This is a genomic window from Streptococcus sp. AM28-20, from assembly GCF_003603595.1.
In the GTDB taxonomy this organism is placed as follows: domain Bacteria; phylum Bacillota; class Bacilli; order Lactobacillales; family Streptococcaceae; genus Streptococcus; species Streptococcus ilei.
In genome coordinates this window covers 378,009-391,393 of the sequence record NZ_QTNK01000001.1, presented here as the reverse complement: position 1 = coordinate 391,393, position 13,385 = coordinate 378,009, and the positions used below count along the sequence as shown (strand labels likewise).

At 45.4% G+C, this 13,385-nt stretch carries 14 protein-coding genes; 3 read left to right on the top strand and 11 right to left on the bottom strand.

Annotated elements, in window-relative coordinates; translation table 11 throughout:
• Window positions 1-90 precede the first annotated feature (90 nt).
• The 3 genes from DW738_RS02020 to DW738_RS02010 all read left to right on the top strand — a co-directional run bounded on the left by DW738_RS02020 (window position 91) and on the right by DW738_RS02010 (window position 2,669).
• Window positions 91-1,029: a bifunctional oligoribonuclease/PAP phosphatase NrnA gene (locus tag DW738_RS02020; RefSeq protein WP_023026745.1), complete on the top strand. Its 939-nt coding sequence runs from the start codon at window positions 91-93 to the stop codon at window positions 1,027-1,029.
• Window positions 1,030-1,211: 182 nt separating this feature from the next.
• On the top strand, window positions 1,212-2,204 hold the full coding sequence (locus tag DW738_RS02015; protein WP_023026744.1) for a hypothetical protein: 993 nt from the start codon (window positions 1,212-1,214) through the stop codon (window positions 2,202-2,204).
• 222 nt (window positions 2,205-2,426) lie between these two features.
• Complete coding sequence (locus tag DW738_RS02010) at window positions 2,427-2,669, top strand: type B 50S ribosomal protein L31 (RefSeq protein ID WP_023023047.1); 243 nt, start codon at window positions 2,427-2,429, stop codon at window positions 2,667-2,669.
• A gap of 102 nt (window positions 2,670-2,771) precedes the next feature.
• Here the strand turns inward: DW738_RS02010 and ldcB are convergent, their stop codons facing one another.
• From ldcB to uvrC, 11 genes are all read right to left on the bottom strand, one after another.
• The gene (gene ldcB / locus DW738_RS02005; RefSeq protein ID WP_042361068.1) at window positions 2,772-3,545 is read right to left on the bottom strand and encodes an LD-carboxypeptidase LdcB/DacB; all 774 of its coding nucleotides are present in this window, start codon (window positions 3,543-3,545) and stop codon (window positions 2,772-2,774) included.
• Window positions 3,546-3,555: 10 nt separating this feature from the next.
• Entirely contained in the window at window positions 3,556-4,701 is a 1,146-nt protein-coding gene (locus DW738_RS02000; RefSeq protein ID WP_123160197.1) for a hypothetical protein, read from the bottom strand.
• 3 nt (window positions 4,702-4,704) lie between these two features.
• Complete coding sequence (locus DW738_RS01995) at window positions 4,705-5,346, bottom strand: hypothetical protein (RefSeq protein WP_023026740.1); 642 nt, start codon at window positions 5,344-5,346, stop codon at window positions 4,705-4,707.
• 82 nt (window positions 5,347-5,428) lie between these two features.
• Window positions 5,429-6,730, bottom strand: a complete 1,302-nt coding sequence (locus tag DW738_RS01990; RefSeq protein WP_123159255.1) for a DUF6574 domain-containing protein — start codon at window positions 6,728-6,730, stop codon at window positions 5,429-5,431.
• A 98-nt stretch (window positions 6,731-6,828) separates the two neighbouring features.
• Window positions 6,829-7,110: a rhodanese-like domain-containing protein gene (locus tag DW738_RS01985; RefSeq protein ID WP_023026738.1), complete on the bottom strand. Its 282-nt coding sequence runs from the start codon at window positions 7,108-7,110 to the stop codon at window positions 6,829-6,831.
• Window positions 7,111-7,131: 21 nt separating this feature from the next.
• A complete protein-coding gene (locus DW738_RS01980) occupies window positions 7,132-7,623 on the bottom strand; it encodes a prolyl-tRNA synthetase associated domain-containing protein (protein ID WP_123159256.1) in 492 nt (163 codons plus the stop codon).
• Window positions 7,624-7,656: 33 nt separating this feature from the next.
• On the bottom strand, window positions 7,657-8,250 hold the full coding sequence (locus tag DW738_RS01975; RefSeq protein ID WP_123159257.1) for a uracil-DNA glycosylase family protein: 594 nt from the start codon (window positions 8,248-8,250) through the stop codon (window positions 7,657-7,659).
• A 52-nt stretch (window positions 8,251-8,302) separates the two neighbouring features.
• A complete protein-coding gene (gene pepV, locus DW738_RS01970; RefSeq protein ID WP_123159258.1) occupies window positions 8,303-9,709 on the bottom strand; it encodes a dipeptidase PepV in 1,407 nt (468 codons plus the stop codon).
• A 136-nt stretch (window positions 9,710-9,845) separates the two neighbouring features.
• Entirely contained in the window at window positions 9,846-10,451 is a 606-nt protein-coding gene (locus DW738_RS01965) for a nitroreductase family protein (RefSeq protein WP_006596475.1), read from the bottom strand.
• Between the two features lie 79 nt (window positions 10,452-10,530).
• Window positions 10,531-11,367, bottom strand: a complete 837-nt coding sequence (locus DW738_RS01960) for a metallophosphoesterase family protein (protein ID WP_123160196.1) — start codon at window positions 11,365-11,367, stop codon at window positions 10,531-10,533.
• Between the two features lie 94 nt (window positions 11,368-11,461).
• Window positions 11,462-13,294, bottom strand: coding sequence for an excinuclease ABC subunit UvrC (gene uvrC, locus DW738_RS01955; protein WP_123160195.1), 1,833 nt, complete (start codon window positions 13,292-13,294; stop codon window positions 11,462-11,464).
• Window positions 13,295-13,385 lie beyond the last annotated feature (91 nt).

Sequence of the window (13,385 nt, the reverse complement as noted above, 5' to 3'; positions counted from 1 at the left end):
GAAATTCTCCACCAGAGAGCCAGACAACCTTTTTCTTTTCCAAATGCCCTGCTTATGCTAAAATTGAATGAGAACTAAATGAGGTACTATATGCAGATTACACAGGACATTTTAGAGAAAATCAACCAATACGATACCATTATCCTTCACCGTCATATGAATCCCGATCCGGATGCGATCGGAAGCCAGGTCGGCTTGAAAGAAATCATCCAGACCAACTTCCCAGACAAAAGAGTCCTAGCTACTGGCTTTAATGAGCCGACTCTTGCTTGGATGGCTAGCATGGATACTGTCACAGATGAGGACTATGCAGGTGCCCTGGTCATTGTCTGCGATACTGCAAACACCCCTCGCATCGATGACAAACGCTACACGAGTGGCGATTTTCTAGTCAAGATTGACCACCATCCAAACGATGATGCTTACGGAGATCTCCTCTGGGTAGACACTGACTCGAGCTCTACGAGCGAGCTCATCACCCTCTTGGCTCTTGAACAAAAGCTTGAAATCACTCCAGAAGCGGCCCGTCTCCTCTATGCCGGTATTGTCGGAGATACTGGACGCTTCCTCTACCCTTCGACGACAAGCCGGACTTTCGAGATGGTTGCCCACCTTCGTAGCTTTAACTTTGACTTTGCAGGTCTTTCTCGCCAGATGGATAGCATGAGCTCTAAGATTGCCAAGCTTCAAGGTTATGTCTATGACCATCTCGAAATCGATGAAAATGGAGCAAGTCGCGTGACCCTTACCCAAGAGCTTCTCAAACACTACCAAATCACAGATGCCGAGACTGCTGCGATCGTCTCAGCACCTGGTCGAATCGAAGACGTCAGTGTTTGGGCTATTTTTGTCGAGCAAGCCGATGGCCACTACCGCGTCCGTATGAGAAGTAAAGCCCTGGTGATCAATGAGATTGCCAAACGCCACGATGGTGGAGGCCACCCACTCGCCAGTGGTGCCAATTCATATTCCTTAGAAGAAAACGAGCAAATCTATCGGGAACTACAGGAAGTTGCCAAGACAAAATAGATGTTCATGAAGAATCAAGCAAGCAGGTCAGTCATTTCTAGTGGAGTTGATTGGCCTTTTTTCATTTTAAACAAAAACGAATAAATTTTAATAAGATTTAGAAAAATGTGAACGATTTCTTAGATTTCCATTCCAGTTTGAGCTTATTTATGCTATAATAATCACAAAAAAGGAGACGTTTTATGCATAAACATCGTATTTTTATCATTGTCGCAGCAGCTCTTACTGCCATTTCTACCTTTTTGCCGTGGAGTACACTTAATGGTGGATCCTTCGGAAGTTATTCTTTCAGTGGAATTCGAGGTGAATTTGGATGGGTCATCGTTGTCCTAGCTATTGGTGCCATCGTTCTAGCTTGCCTTCCAAACATTGCTCCACCAATGAACAAGAATTTTTCCATTGGTGTCATTGCTATCGGTATTCTTGAAAGCTTAATTACGATCATCACTATGTTTAGAGTTTTGGGTGCTTCATCTGAATTCGGTGATGGCTTTTCTATTGGTTTTGGTTTGATTATTGCAGTCATTGCAAGTATTGCTCTTGTTGTCACAGGACTTCTTGCGATGTCTGGTGGTAAAATCACTAAAGGGACATTCCAAGAACTTGCATCAACAAGTAGAGGATTCGCACAGTCTGTTGCATCATCTGTCCAATCACCACAACAACCAGGTCAACCTGGTCAACAACAATGGCAACAACCACAACAAGGGTTTGGTCAGCCTGCCCCAGGACAAGGATTCCAACAAGCGCCTCAACAAGGATTTGGTCAACCTGCTCCAGGACAAGGCTTCCAACAAGCACCTCAACAAGGGTTTGGTCAACCTGGTCAACAACAATGGCAACAACCGCAACAAGGGTTTGGTCAGCCTGCCCCAGGACAAGGGTTCCAACAAGCACCTCAACAAGGGTTTGGTCAACCTGCCCCAGGACAAGGGTTCCAACAAGCACCTCAACAAGGATTCCAACAAGCGCCTCAACAAGGGTTCCAACAACCTCAGCAAGGATTCCAACAAGCGCCTCAACAAGGATTCCAACAACCTCAGCAAGGGTTCCAACAAGCACCTCAACAGCCTCAACAAGGGTTCCAACAAGCGCCTCAACAACCTTGGCAACCTCAAGAGCAACAGCAACCTCAACAACCAGAACAGCCAACTACTGAACCTGGTCAAGAATAAAAAGATTTCTATTGATCTTACATGTCCAACATTTCTTTACTGGGACTGTTAGGCAGAGTGGGAAAAGCTTGTCTGATAGGATGAGCTTCTCCCACTTTTTTCTTAATAAAAATGCGAAAAATTTGGTAAAAATCCTTGCCAAACTCTTTTGTTTTTGATAAACTAACTTAGTAACAATCTATGGCTCGGAAAGAGACCATGGCAGAAAGGAATTATTGCAAAATGAAAAAAGATATCCATCCAGAATATCGCCCTGTTGTCTTCATGGACACTACTACTGGTTATAAGTTCCTTAGTGGTTCAACTAAGTACTCTAACGAGACTGTTGAATTCGAAGGTGAAACTTACCCATTGATCCGTGTTGAAATTTCATCAGACTCACACCCATTCTACACTGGACGTCAAAAGTTCACTCAAGCAGATGGACGTGTGGATCGTTTCAACAAAAAATACGGTCTCAAATAAGAAACCCATCAAAACCACTTCCACTTGGCAGTGGTTTTTTCTTGTCCTGCCCAGCACAAAAAATACCGCTCCTTCAGGATTCCTGAAAGAGCGGTTTTCTTGTTATTCGTAGTCGCCACCGGTAAAGTTGAAGTATTCTTCTAAGCTTTTACCTGAGGCTGCGACATCTTTTGCATCTTCTCCGATATAGCGAAGGTGCCAGCTTTCAGGCATGTAGCCTGTGCTCGCTTCTTTCCCTTCTTGATAGCGGACGATAAAGCCATACTTGGCAGCGTTCTTAAGCAACCATTTGCTTGCGCCTGATTCTTGAACGAGATTGCCACTGGTATCGATGAGGTCAAATGCTAGACCTGTCTGGTGCTCACTATAGCCAGGACGAGCTGAGTAGCGATCTGCCGCTGCTGCCCCATCTTGATTGACATAGCTTTGGTAGAGATCAACCTGGGTCTCATAACTGCGGAAACCACTGTACTGATCACTGATAGCATAGCCTTCTGCCTGCATAGCCGCAATCAACTCATGCAAGGCCGCAACAGCTGTCGGATCCTCACCTGGATTGTAGTCTGCAGCTAAGGGGTAGTGCTTGTTGGCGATGACGATATCTCCAGATTTTCCTTGGACACTATAATAAGAACCATTGAAGGAAACACCTTGGTCCACGGTGACTTCGCCTGCCTTCTTCCTTGACTTATCGCTATCGTTAGACGATGTTGCTTCAGAAGCACTGGTTTCTTTTCCGGCTGATGACTGTGCGACTTGCTTACTGGAAGCAGGCTCTTTTTGCGTTGAGCTCTTTGATTCCTTCTGTTGGCCACAAGCGCCTAGGCTCAAAAGAACAAGGCCAGCAAGCGTCCATTTTGTCATGCTTAATTTCATCATAATCCTCCTAATTACCAGCTGTGACCGCAATAGCCGTAATCACATAAGTATCCCCTACTGGTTTTAGAGTGTAGGTCTTGTCTTTGCTACTCTGGCTATCTTTTCGGCTGGTCACATAATGTACAGTATATTCTTCGTGGGTTTTCACGATCACCATTCCGTTCTCTTCGGTAATGCTAAGGACGTTAAAAACACCTGGTGTATAGTAGTCGATTTCAGCCTTCTTGACTCCACCACCTGTTGTCCACTCCACCATTTCCTTGTAGGCGTCACTTGAAGTGTCATAGTACTTGGAGTAGGTGTTGGATCTACTTGAGACAGATGAGAAGACTTCTGTGCGATAGTCTTGGAGGAAGGAGGTTACAGAGGTTTTCTTCTCTTCAGCCTTCTTGGCTTCTTCTTCCTTGGCTTTACGAGCTGTTTCTGCATCTTTCAATCGTTTGGCCACATCCTTAGAAAGTTTCAAAGTGATGACTTCATCGTCATCAGGAGTTTCAACGATCGTGACTTTAGCTTTTTCAGTTGTATAGCTCTCACCATTGACACTAAAGACTGCATGAACTTCGATTTCTTGATGGGCTACGACATCGACTTCAAATAAGGTACTTGTGCCGACTTCCTTACCATTCACTGCTACCTTGATATCAGTTGGATTGCTTACTTCCTCTGGGAATTCAATTTCGAGAAGACGTTTTTCAGAATTGAAGGTCAAGTTCAGCTTATTCTTAGAAGCCTGAGCTGGGTCTAGTTTGACCTCACTAGAGATTTTTCCAACTTCTGTCTTACCATCTAGTTGCATGTCTCGTGGCGCAAAGTGAACCTCTCCAAGTTTGGTCGTTTGGTTCTTTTTGAGCACTGTCGACTCTTTTTCGCTGGTCTTAAGCTTGGCATCATCCAGATTCGTAACCGCTGTGACTTCAAGTGGATAGGTCGCGATGCGGTATTCTTGGAAGATACCGAATTTCTTATCCGCCTTCTCAATTCCGATCAGTAGATTCTGATTTTTGTCCTTGATGCTACCTGTTTTTGAAGACTGAGCGATATGATCTAATTCGTAGATGACATCGATCTTCTGAGAGGTCATATAGTCTAGCAAGCCTTGAGCTTCTTCCTTGGTCCACTTATCCTTGTCAGTAGAAAGAATGCTCGCCACTTCTCAGTAATCCTTTTGTTCAATGGCTGTGACCAATTTATCCACTGTCACCTGTGGGCCTGTAGTTGATGAGAAGTAATAGCCTAGACCAGACAAGGCCAAGACCAACAAAGCCAAAATACTGAAGAAGAAGACTTTCTTTTTCTTGCCTTTTTTCTCTTTTTTGACTTTCTTTTCTTTCTTTTCCTTGCCTTTCTTGACAGCTTCTTCTTGCTCTGGAGCCTCTGCTGGCGCTAGAGCTTCAACTGGCTGGGACAAGTTTTCTGGGGTCTCTGATGGATTCTCCACTGGTGCGAAGACCTGCGTTGTCTGATTGGTCTCTTCCAAGTTAATCGTCGGAGCAGGTGCTTCTACGATTTCAAAATTCTGGCTTCGAGCAGATTCAATCTCTTCTGGAAGCGGTGAACGTCCATAGAGGGCGATAAAATGCTCTTCCCAAGCAAGTTGAAGAGGATTTACAACCGCTTCTACTGACTCCTGCACTCCTAGTCCTGGCGCTTCTGAAGCCACTTGATCAATAGCTACTCCAGCAATCGATTTGATTGCCTTAAAATCAAAGCCGGAATCTCTTCCGGCAATGAATTCTTCAGGAGTAGGTTTGCGACCGATTACTTTTTCAAATAATTCTACCCATTTTTTGTTCATCGGTATGTTCTCCTAAAACCTAAAATATTTTTTATCCCGATATGAATATGAACAAGAATTTTATGATCAGGTTCCTATCTAATTAGAAGAAGGAAGCGATATAGATAGATACTTGTTCTAAAATACGTCTGTCAATGATGCCAACAATTGTGAAGATGACTAGAATGACTGCTGAAGAAGCAAGGAGCAACAAGAATTTGTCAGCCTTGAATTTTGTTCTGTTCAAACCTTGGTAAACAGTATAGAGCAAGCCTAAGAAATAGAGAAAGAAGATTAACGATCGAAGGAAGATAAATCCTTCAAAGTACTTGACTAGAGAAAAAATCAAGACAATGAGGGATGCTGGCAAGGCATAGATAGACAAGCGAGTAAACTCATCGAATGAACGTTTGTAGGTGTATTCTTTATCTTGCAAGACAAGGTTACGAACCAAGAAACCAGTTAATTGCGTAACATAAATTGTAAAGAAAGTTACAATGACAATCAATAGGTAAGCTGTAAATCCAACTTCAGCGTAAGGGAAGGCACTCGCCACGAAGAAAAGTGAGAGGCTAAGGATAAATGCAGTCAAGACATAATGAAGGATACCATTCAATACTCTTGGTTGAGTTTCTACTGTTGGACGAACCAAAGCAGAAACGAACCATGACCAGAATCCTTTCATTGCTTGTCCAAAGGCATTTGGTTGGGCAGGTTGTGCATAATAAGCTTGACCTGGTTGAGGTTGTCCTGGATAAGGTGCTTGCTGGAAGCCTTGACCTGGAGCTTGACCCGGAGCCGGTTGACCAAATCCTGGTTGCGGCTGTTGTTGAGGTGCTTGCTGGAAGCTATTTGGTTGAGCACCAAATGCTGGTCCTTCTGGCGCAGCAGTGTATTGTGGCGCTTCTTGTACTGGTGCTTCTGGAGCAGTAGCGAACTGTGGTGCTTCTTGTACTGGTGCTTCTGGAGTAGCAGCAAATTGTGGCGCTTCTTGGACTGGCGCTTCTGGCGCAGCAGCAAATTGAGGTGCTTCTTGTACTGGTACCTCTGGCGCAGCAGCAAATTGTGGCGTTTCTTGTGCTGGCGCTTCTGGAGCAGCTGTGAATTGTGGCGCTTCTTGTACTGGTGCTTCTGGAGCAGCCGCGAATTGTGAAGCTGCTTCTTGAGCTGGTGCTTCTGGAGCAGTAGCAAATTGTGAAGCCACTTCTTCTGGTGCTACTGGAGCAGCGACGAAGCCAGCGCTTGCTTGGTCTGGAGCTACTGGAGCACCTACAAATTGTGAAGCTTCTTGAGCTGCCTGTTCTTCTTGGAACTCACCTGCAGCCAATGCTTGTGCGATCTCTGCTTCAGTTGCTGAACGACCGTTCACAGCTTCAAAGTAATCAAGCCAATCCTGTTTGATCATAAAATAATCTCCTTATAAAATAAAATACAGATATATTATATAAAAATTTTAGCTATAATTCAATATTCTACAGGAATCAACTGTCTAGAGCATCCCAACTATTCAAATGCATCCATGCCACCTTGGACGTTGGTCACATCATAGCCCTCTTCTTCCAAAAATTGGCAGGCACGGGCTGAGCGCCGGCCAGACTTGCAGATGACATAATAGGCTTGCTCCTTGTCTAGTTCTGAATACCGTTCTGCCAACACGGATAAGGGAAGCAAGGTCACTCCGTCCAGATGAAGGGCATCGTATTCCTCCTGCTCACGGACATCGACGACTTGGATCTCTCCAACTTGGTACTTTGCTAAAAAGTCATTAAATGGAATTTCTTTCATGATTTCTCCTTTTTGATGCCACTATGGCAAGGTTAGTATTTCGTATTTAAAATCAATGGACTCTAAAAAACGGAATAGGTCTTGGGTTTTGATAAAAATGGTCTTTTCATTGGTGTTAGGATGGAAGGTCATGATCTCCTCTGACACAATGTCCTGATCAAAATAGACGAGAATATCCTTTTCTGCATTGTTTAACAAACCAAATGGGGATACCGTCCCAGCTGGTAATTGCATTTTTTCTGCTAGAGATTCAGCTGAAGCCATACGTATCCGATTGGCTCCTACTTGCTCTTTGAAGTCATCCATGTCTAAGAGTTTCTGGTCATCCATGATGAGCAGATAGTACTGGGTTTTCTTTTTGTTGGTCAAAAACATGGACTTTGTCCGGACCCCTTCGAGACCTTCAATATAAGAATCGGCCTGCTCAGTCGTGAATGCTGGTGGGTGTTCCACCACATCAAATTCAATCCCGAGTTCGTCTAATTTGTCTTTGACTTTTTGATATGGATCCATGGAAATACCTCCTTTTACAATTATCACTAACTATTATTTTGTATGTTCGGCTATAATCTGCTGGACTCGAGACCGGAGAGCCGGCACCACTTCTGCCTCAAACCAAGGATTCTTGGCCATCCAGATCTGATTGCGAGGAGAAGGGTGGACCAGAGGGAAATAGTCAGGCAGGTAGTCCTTGTACCGTCTCACCCGCTCTGTCACCTTGCCACTGACCTTCTCATGAAGATAGTAGGCTTGGGCGTACTGGCCAATCAAGAGGGTCAACTCAATATCTGGACACTCTTTGAGGAGTTGAGGATGCCACTTTTCCGCAAAGCCCTTGCGAGGTGGCAGATCTCCTGACTTGCCATGACCTGGGAAATAAAAGTCCATGGGAATGACCGCAAATAATCCCGAATGGTAGAAGGTCTCTTCATCGACTCCTAACCATTCCCTTAAGCGGTCCCCACTCTTGTCCTTCCAGTAGAGGCCTGCTTCCTGTGTCTTAAGGCCAGGTGCCTGTCCGATAATATTGATTCGAGCTGTCTTTGGTGCCGCAAACAAGGGCTCGATCCCCTTATCCGTATAGTCTTTGTTTTGTGGATCAGCCATGATGGCTTTTTTGATCTGCTCTAGTTGCTTCATTTCTCCTCCTCTAAGCAAAAACTCAGCCAGCAAGTGCCGACTGAGTAGCGTCTTATTTGATGAGTTCGTAGATGGCTTCTGCGTAGATTGCAGCTGCACGGTAGAGATCTTCTACGTCCGTAAATTCATTGGCTTGGTGCATAGTGTTCACATAGTCTGGGAACATGGCACCGAAGGCAACCCCACGTTTTAATAGACGACCAAAGGTTCCGCCACCGATTACTTGCTCATGACCTTTCAGTCCGGTTTGTTTTTCATAGACACGCAAAAGCGTTGAGACCAATTCATCTTCCATTGGAACATAGTGAGGGGTGTGGCCGTGAGCTGACAAGCTAACGGATGCCACTCCTTCAACTTTTTCAAGACCAGCTTTGATGATTTCTGGATCTGTTCCTTTAGGGTAACGAATGTTCAAGGCAATGGTGTTATCTGAGCTATTTTCGTCGAAGTTGAAGACACCCGCATTCATGCTGAGAGCCCCCATCTTTTCATCTGTATGGGCAATGCCAAGCTTTTCACCAGTAAAGTCATCATGAAGAAGAGAAGCTGACACTTGTAAGTAAGCTTTGGCATCTCCACCGAAGTCAAACTGGTTCAAGAAGAGAGCCAAGTAAGTTGCTCCATTGATCCCAGCTTCTGGAGTAGAGCCGTGGGCAGATTTCCCGATAAAGGTGATAGTATAAGTTTCTTCATCAACGGTTGAGATTTCATACTGAAGCTGGTGTTGCTTAGTAAAGGCATCTAGAAGGTCTGATAGATCTGGTAATTGACCAGAAACGACTGCTGTCGCTGACTCAGGTACCATGTTTTCACGTAGGCCACCGGTGAAGCTGTGAAGATGCGCTTGACCTGAGTTTTGACCACCAAAATGAAGATACTCGGTAATGTTTCCTTTTTCCCCGTTGATGATTGGGAATTCAGCATCTGGAGAGAAACCAAAGTCTGGATCAGGAAGACCGACATGTTTGAAATAGTAGTCCATATCGCCCCAACCAGACTCTTCATCTGTACCTACCACAAAGCGCACGCGCTTAGATACAGGTAACCCCAGATCCTTGATAATCTTCAAACCGTAGTAACAAGCTACTGTAGGCCCTTTATCATCTGATGAACCACGCGCATAGAGCTTGCCATCGATAATCTCAGGTTTGTAAGGGTCTGTATTCCAGCCACTACCTGCAGGCACCACGTCCATGTGGGCAAAAATCCCGAGCTCTTCTTCCCCTTGTCCAAAGGTGAAGTGTCCAGCATAGTTGTCCACATTGGTTGTCTCGTAGCCATCACGCTCAGCAATTTCCAAGAATTTCTCAAGGGCTTTGACTGGACCAGGTCCATAAGGGTGAGTCGCATCTGCCTGGCTATCATCCCGTTCTGAGTTGATTTCTAAAAGGCTGAAAAGGTCAGCCATCATTTCTTCGCGACGTTTTTCTACTTCTGCTTTAAAGTCAATTGTTGTCATGCATTCCTCCGTTAGTTCGATTTAAATTGAACACTCTAGAATCACTATCAGCGACTGTCCACCAGCCTACCAAAGGATTCTAGAAAACCGGACTTGTATCGTACGAGACGAGACCATCCGGTTCTTTCTGTTGTTATTAGCGTTTTTCAATGATTTCGTCTACTGGCAAGCGGTAGCTAGGTTCTACCTTCTCAGCTGCATAGCCGACAGTAATCAAGAGTTCTGGACGGAATCGCTCTTCGATTTCCAAGACTTCATTGACTTTTGATTTGTCAAAGCCAAGGATAATGTTCGAGCCAATCCCTTGGTCAGTCAAGGCCAATACCAAGTTCATTGCGACCAATCCAGCATTCAATGCCAAGTAATCGCTGATCTGTTGCTCATTGTAGCGAGCATATTCAGCAGGAAGGTTTTGCATGAAGTATTGCAACTGCTCATCTGTGAAGTTTTTGACCCCACCGACACGCGCAATCTTCCGAGCCCGACGTTGCAAATCGGTATCCGTAAAGAGAGCAATCGTCACAGGTGCTTCCATGACTTGGTCATAGTTCCCACCATAGGCTACTTTTGCCAATTCTGCATTTTTCTGACGAACGACCACGAATTTCCATGGTTGGCTATTGTGCGCACTTGGAGCCAAGGTCGCAATTTCAATAGCTGTCCGTACATCCTTTGGATCGACCGGCTGGTCTGTAAAATGCTTGATCGCATGACGTTTTTTGTTGAGTTCTAGGAATTTCATAGTCAACTTCCTTTTCTAATTCTATTACCTCTATTTTAACACAAAATGAAAGAGCTTGCAGAGTTTTTTCATTTATCATTTAGGAAAGAAAGTCATAGAAGTACTTGACGTCTTGGTCATAACCATACTGCTTATTCAACCTTGCGAGGAGCTCATTGTTATGACCTCGATAGTTATCCTCGCGTCTCAATTCTTCGTACATTTCAATAAAGGGAAGGCCCTTGTCCTTGGCATCTTGGAGCTCTCCTTCATAGTCATAGGCCACCTTACGAAATTGCAGGTTGGTCACTCCATCTTCTTCGACATCAATCAGAGCATACTGAGCTCTGTGGTTTTGAATTGGTTCCCAGTCGAAATATGGCATGCCAATAGTCCCTGGATTAAGAATCTGCTGGCCCTGGCTGCCGTAGCGAAGCAACTGCTTGTGAACATGACCGTAGATGGCCATATCTGTCTGGTCATCCAGCAATTGGTCAAAGTTCTCCGTCACATTTGCTGGACGCAAGTCTCCACCGTAATTCTTTTCTGGCAAATTGTGGGTCAGTGAAAAGCGAATACCATTGACCTCCTTCTTCTCTACCAATGGAAGGGAGCGAAGCCAATCAATTCGCTTAGGATCCAGTCCTTCCATAAGGTACTGAGTGAGGCGAAGGAGTTGGATCTCCTGCGGATCCTCAAGTCCGTACTCGCCATCCAAGGCTTCTAAGAGACAATCGTCCCAATTTCCACGAACAGCTGCTGTAATGGGAATCGCGTCCAGCAACTCAAAAAGGTCATCTCTTCCAGGCCCCGGAAGCAAAATGTCCCCTAAAAGCCAGTATTCCGTCGCGCCTTGAGCACGCGCATCCGCAATCACTGCCTCCAGGGCTGTCGTATCTCCGTGGATATCAGATAAAATAGCAATTCGATGGTTCATTATTACTCCTTTATCGATCAAAAATCTGTGTGCATTAAGTATAACATAATTAGAAGTAAAACGTAAAAACCATCCATGAAAATGGATGGTGCAATTACTCAAATCCTTGGGAGGGCTCCGCCACTTCCATCAACGGACTTGCTTCTTCCTGCTTTCCTTGATGGAGCTTGGCTTGCACTGTTTCCGCCACTGCTCGTGGGATGCCGACTTCAACAATCTCATCTACAGTGGCTTCTTTGATCTTGGTCAGTGACTTGAAGTGCTTCATCAGCAACTGCTTGCGTTTTGGACCCAAGCCTTCGATGCCGTCCAACTGGGAGGAGAAGGAATTCTTGGACCGTAGCTGGCGGTGGAAGGTGATGGCAAAGCGGTGGACTTCATCCTGGATCCGCTGGAGAAGGAAAAATTCCTGCGAGGTCCGAGAGAGTTCGATAACTTGAAGAGGATCGCCAAAGAGCAATTCGTGGGTCTGGTGCTTGTCATTCTTCTGCAGACCTGCGATGGGAATGTCCAGTCCCAACTCTTCTTGGATAACCTGCTTAGCGATATTAACTTGCCCCTGACCCCCATCGATGACAATCAGGTCTGGTGGCGTCAGACCATCCCTCATGACCCGGCTGTAGCGTCTGCGAATGACCTCCCGCATGCTGGCATAGTCGTCTGGACCGACAACAGTCTTGATCTTGTACTTGCGGTAGTCTTTTTTACTTGGCTTCCCATTGACAAAGACAACCATGGCTGAAACCGGACTGGTCCCCATGATGTTGGAGTTGTCAAAAGATTCAATGCGCACAGGAGTTGGGATTTGCAGAAGTTTTCCAAGATTTTCAATAGCACCTTGGGTCTTTTCCATGGATTTTTCAAGGAGATTAAACTTCTGCTCTAGACTGACACGCGCATTCTTAATAGCCAGATTGACCAGTTGCTTCTTCTCTCCACGCTGGGGCTTGAGGACCTTGGTATCCACTAGGGCCTTGACCGCTTCCTCATCGATATCTTGAGGGATCAGGATTTCATTAGGGATCAGGTGTGACTTCTCCTGGTAAAACTGGCCCACATAGGTCAAGAAATCCTCGTCCGGATCATTGTAGTAAGGGAAAAGATTGACATCCCGCTCGATCAGCTTACCCTGACGGACAAAGAAGACCTGCACACACATCCAGCCCTTGTCCACGTAATAGCCAAAGACGTCCCTGTTCTGCAAATCCTTGGCCATGACTCGCTGTTTAGTCCGCAGGGTCCCGATGGCCTGGATCAGATCCCGGTACTCGGCCGCCCGCTCAAATTCCATGTTTTGCGCAGCGGTAGTCATCTTGAGCTTGAGCTCATCGATAATCTTGTCATCCTGCCCCTTGAGGAAATCAGAAACTTCTTGGGCCATGCCCTTGAAGTAGGCCTCATCCTTGTGGCAGACCGTATGGGCCATACACTGCCCTAAATGGTAGTAAAAGCAGACCTTTGAAGGGGGATTGGTACACTTGCGAAAAGGGAAAATCCGATCCAAAAGCCGCTTGATCTCATTGGCTGCTCCCACATCCGGATAGGGACCGAAATAGAGGCCACCATCCTTTTTGACCTGGCGCGTGATGATGAGACGCGGATAGCGCTCATTGGTAATCTTGATGAAGGGATAGGACTTATCGTCCTTGAGCATGATATTGTACTTGGGCTTGTTCTCCTTGATAAGGTTGATTTCGAGAAGCAAGGCCTCAATATTGGACTCAGTGACGATAAACTCAAAATCCACAATCTCAGATACCAGGGCTTCCGTCTTGGTATCGTGGCTTCCTCTGAAATAGGACCGCACCCGATTGCGAAGATTCTTGGCCTTCCCCACATAGATAATGGTACCGTTCTTATCTTTGTGAATGTAACAGCCCGGACTCGTCGGCAAGAGCTCGAGCTTGGATTTAATCAAGTTATTCATACCCTCTATTATAGCAAAAAAGGGAGGTCTAGCACTTGTCCAACCTCTCTATAATCTATTAAATTGATTGATAATTTAACAAAAATAACAT

Excerpts from the sequence above, each read along its gene's own strand:
- DW738_RS02020 (WP_023026745.1), top strand. The coding sequence starts at position 91 with ATGCAGATTACACAGGACATTTTAGAGAAAATCAACCAATACGATACC.
- DW738_RS02015 (WP_023026744.1), top strand. The coding sequence starts at position 1,212 with ATGCATAAACATCGTATTTTTATCATTGTCGCAGCAGCTCTTACTGCC.
- DW738_RS02010 (WP_023023047.1), top strand. The coding sequence starts at position 2,427 with ATGAAAAAAGATATCCATCCAGAATATCGCCCTGTTGTCTTCATGGAC.
- ldcB (WP_042361068.1), bottom strand. The coding sequence starts at position 3,545 with ATGAAATTAAGCATGACAAAATGGACGCTTGCTGGCCTTGTTCTTTTG.
- DW738_RS01995 (WP_023026740.1), bottom strand. The coding sequence starts at position 5,346 with ATGAACAAAAAATGGGTAGAATTATTTGAAAAAGTAATCGGTCGCAAA.
- DW738_RS01990 (WP_123159255.1), bottom strand. The coding sequence starts at position 6,730 with ATGATCAAACAGGATTGGCTTGATTACTTTGAAGCTGTGAACGGTCGT.
- DW738_RS01985 (WP_023026738.1), bottom strand. The coding sequence starts at position 7,110 with ATGAAAGAAATTCCATTTAATGACTTTTTAGCAAAGTACCAAGTTGGA.
- DW738_RS01980 (WP_123159256.1), bottom strand. The coding sequence starts at position 7,623 with ATGGATCCATATCAAAAAGTCAAAGACAAATTAGACGAACTCGGGATT.
- DW738_RS01975 (WP_123159257.1), bottom strand. The coding sequence starts at position 8,250 with ATGAAGCAACTAGAGCAGATCAAAAAAGCCATCATGGCTGATCCACAA.
- pepV (WP_123159258.1), bottom strand. The coding sequence starts at position 9,709 with ATGACAACAATTGACTTTAAAGCAGAAGTAGAAAAACGTCGCGAAGAA.
- DW738_RS01965 (WP_006596475.1), bottom strand. The coding sequence starts at position 10,451 with ATGAAATTCCTAGAACTCAACAAAAAACGTCATGCGATCAAGCATTTT.
- DW738_RS01960 (WP_123160196.1), bottom strand. The coding sequence starts at position 11,367 with ATGAACCATCGAATTGCTATTTTATCTGATATCCACGGAGATACGACA.
- uvrC (WP_123160195.1), bottom strand. The coding sequence starts at position 13,294 with ATGAATAACTTGATTAAATCCAAGCTCGAGCTCTTGCCGACGAGTCCG.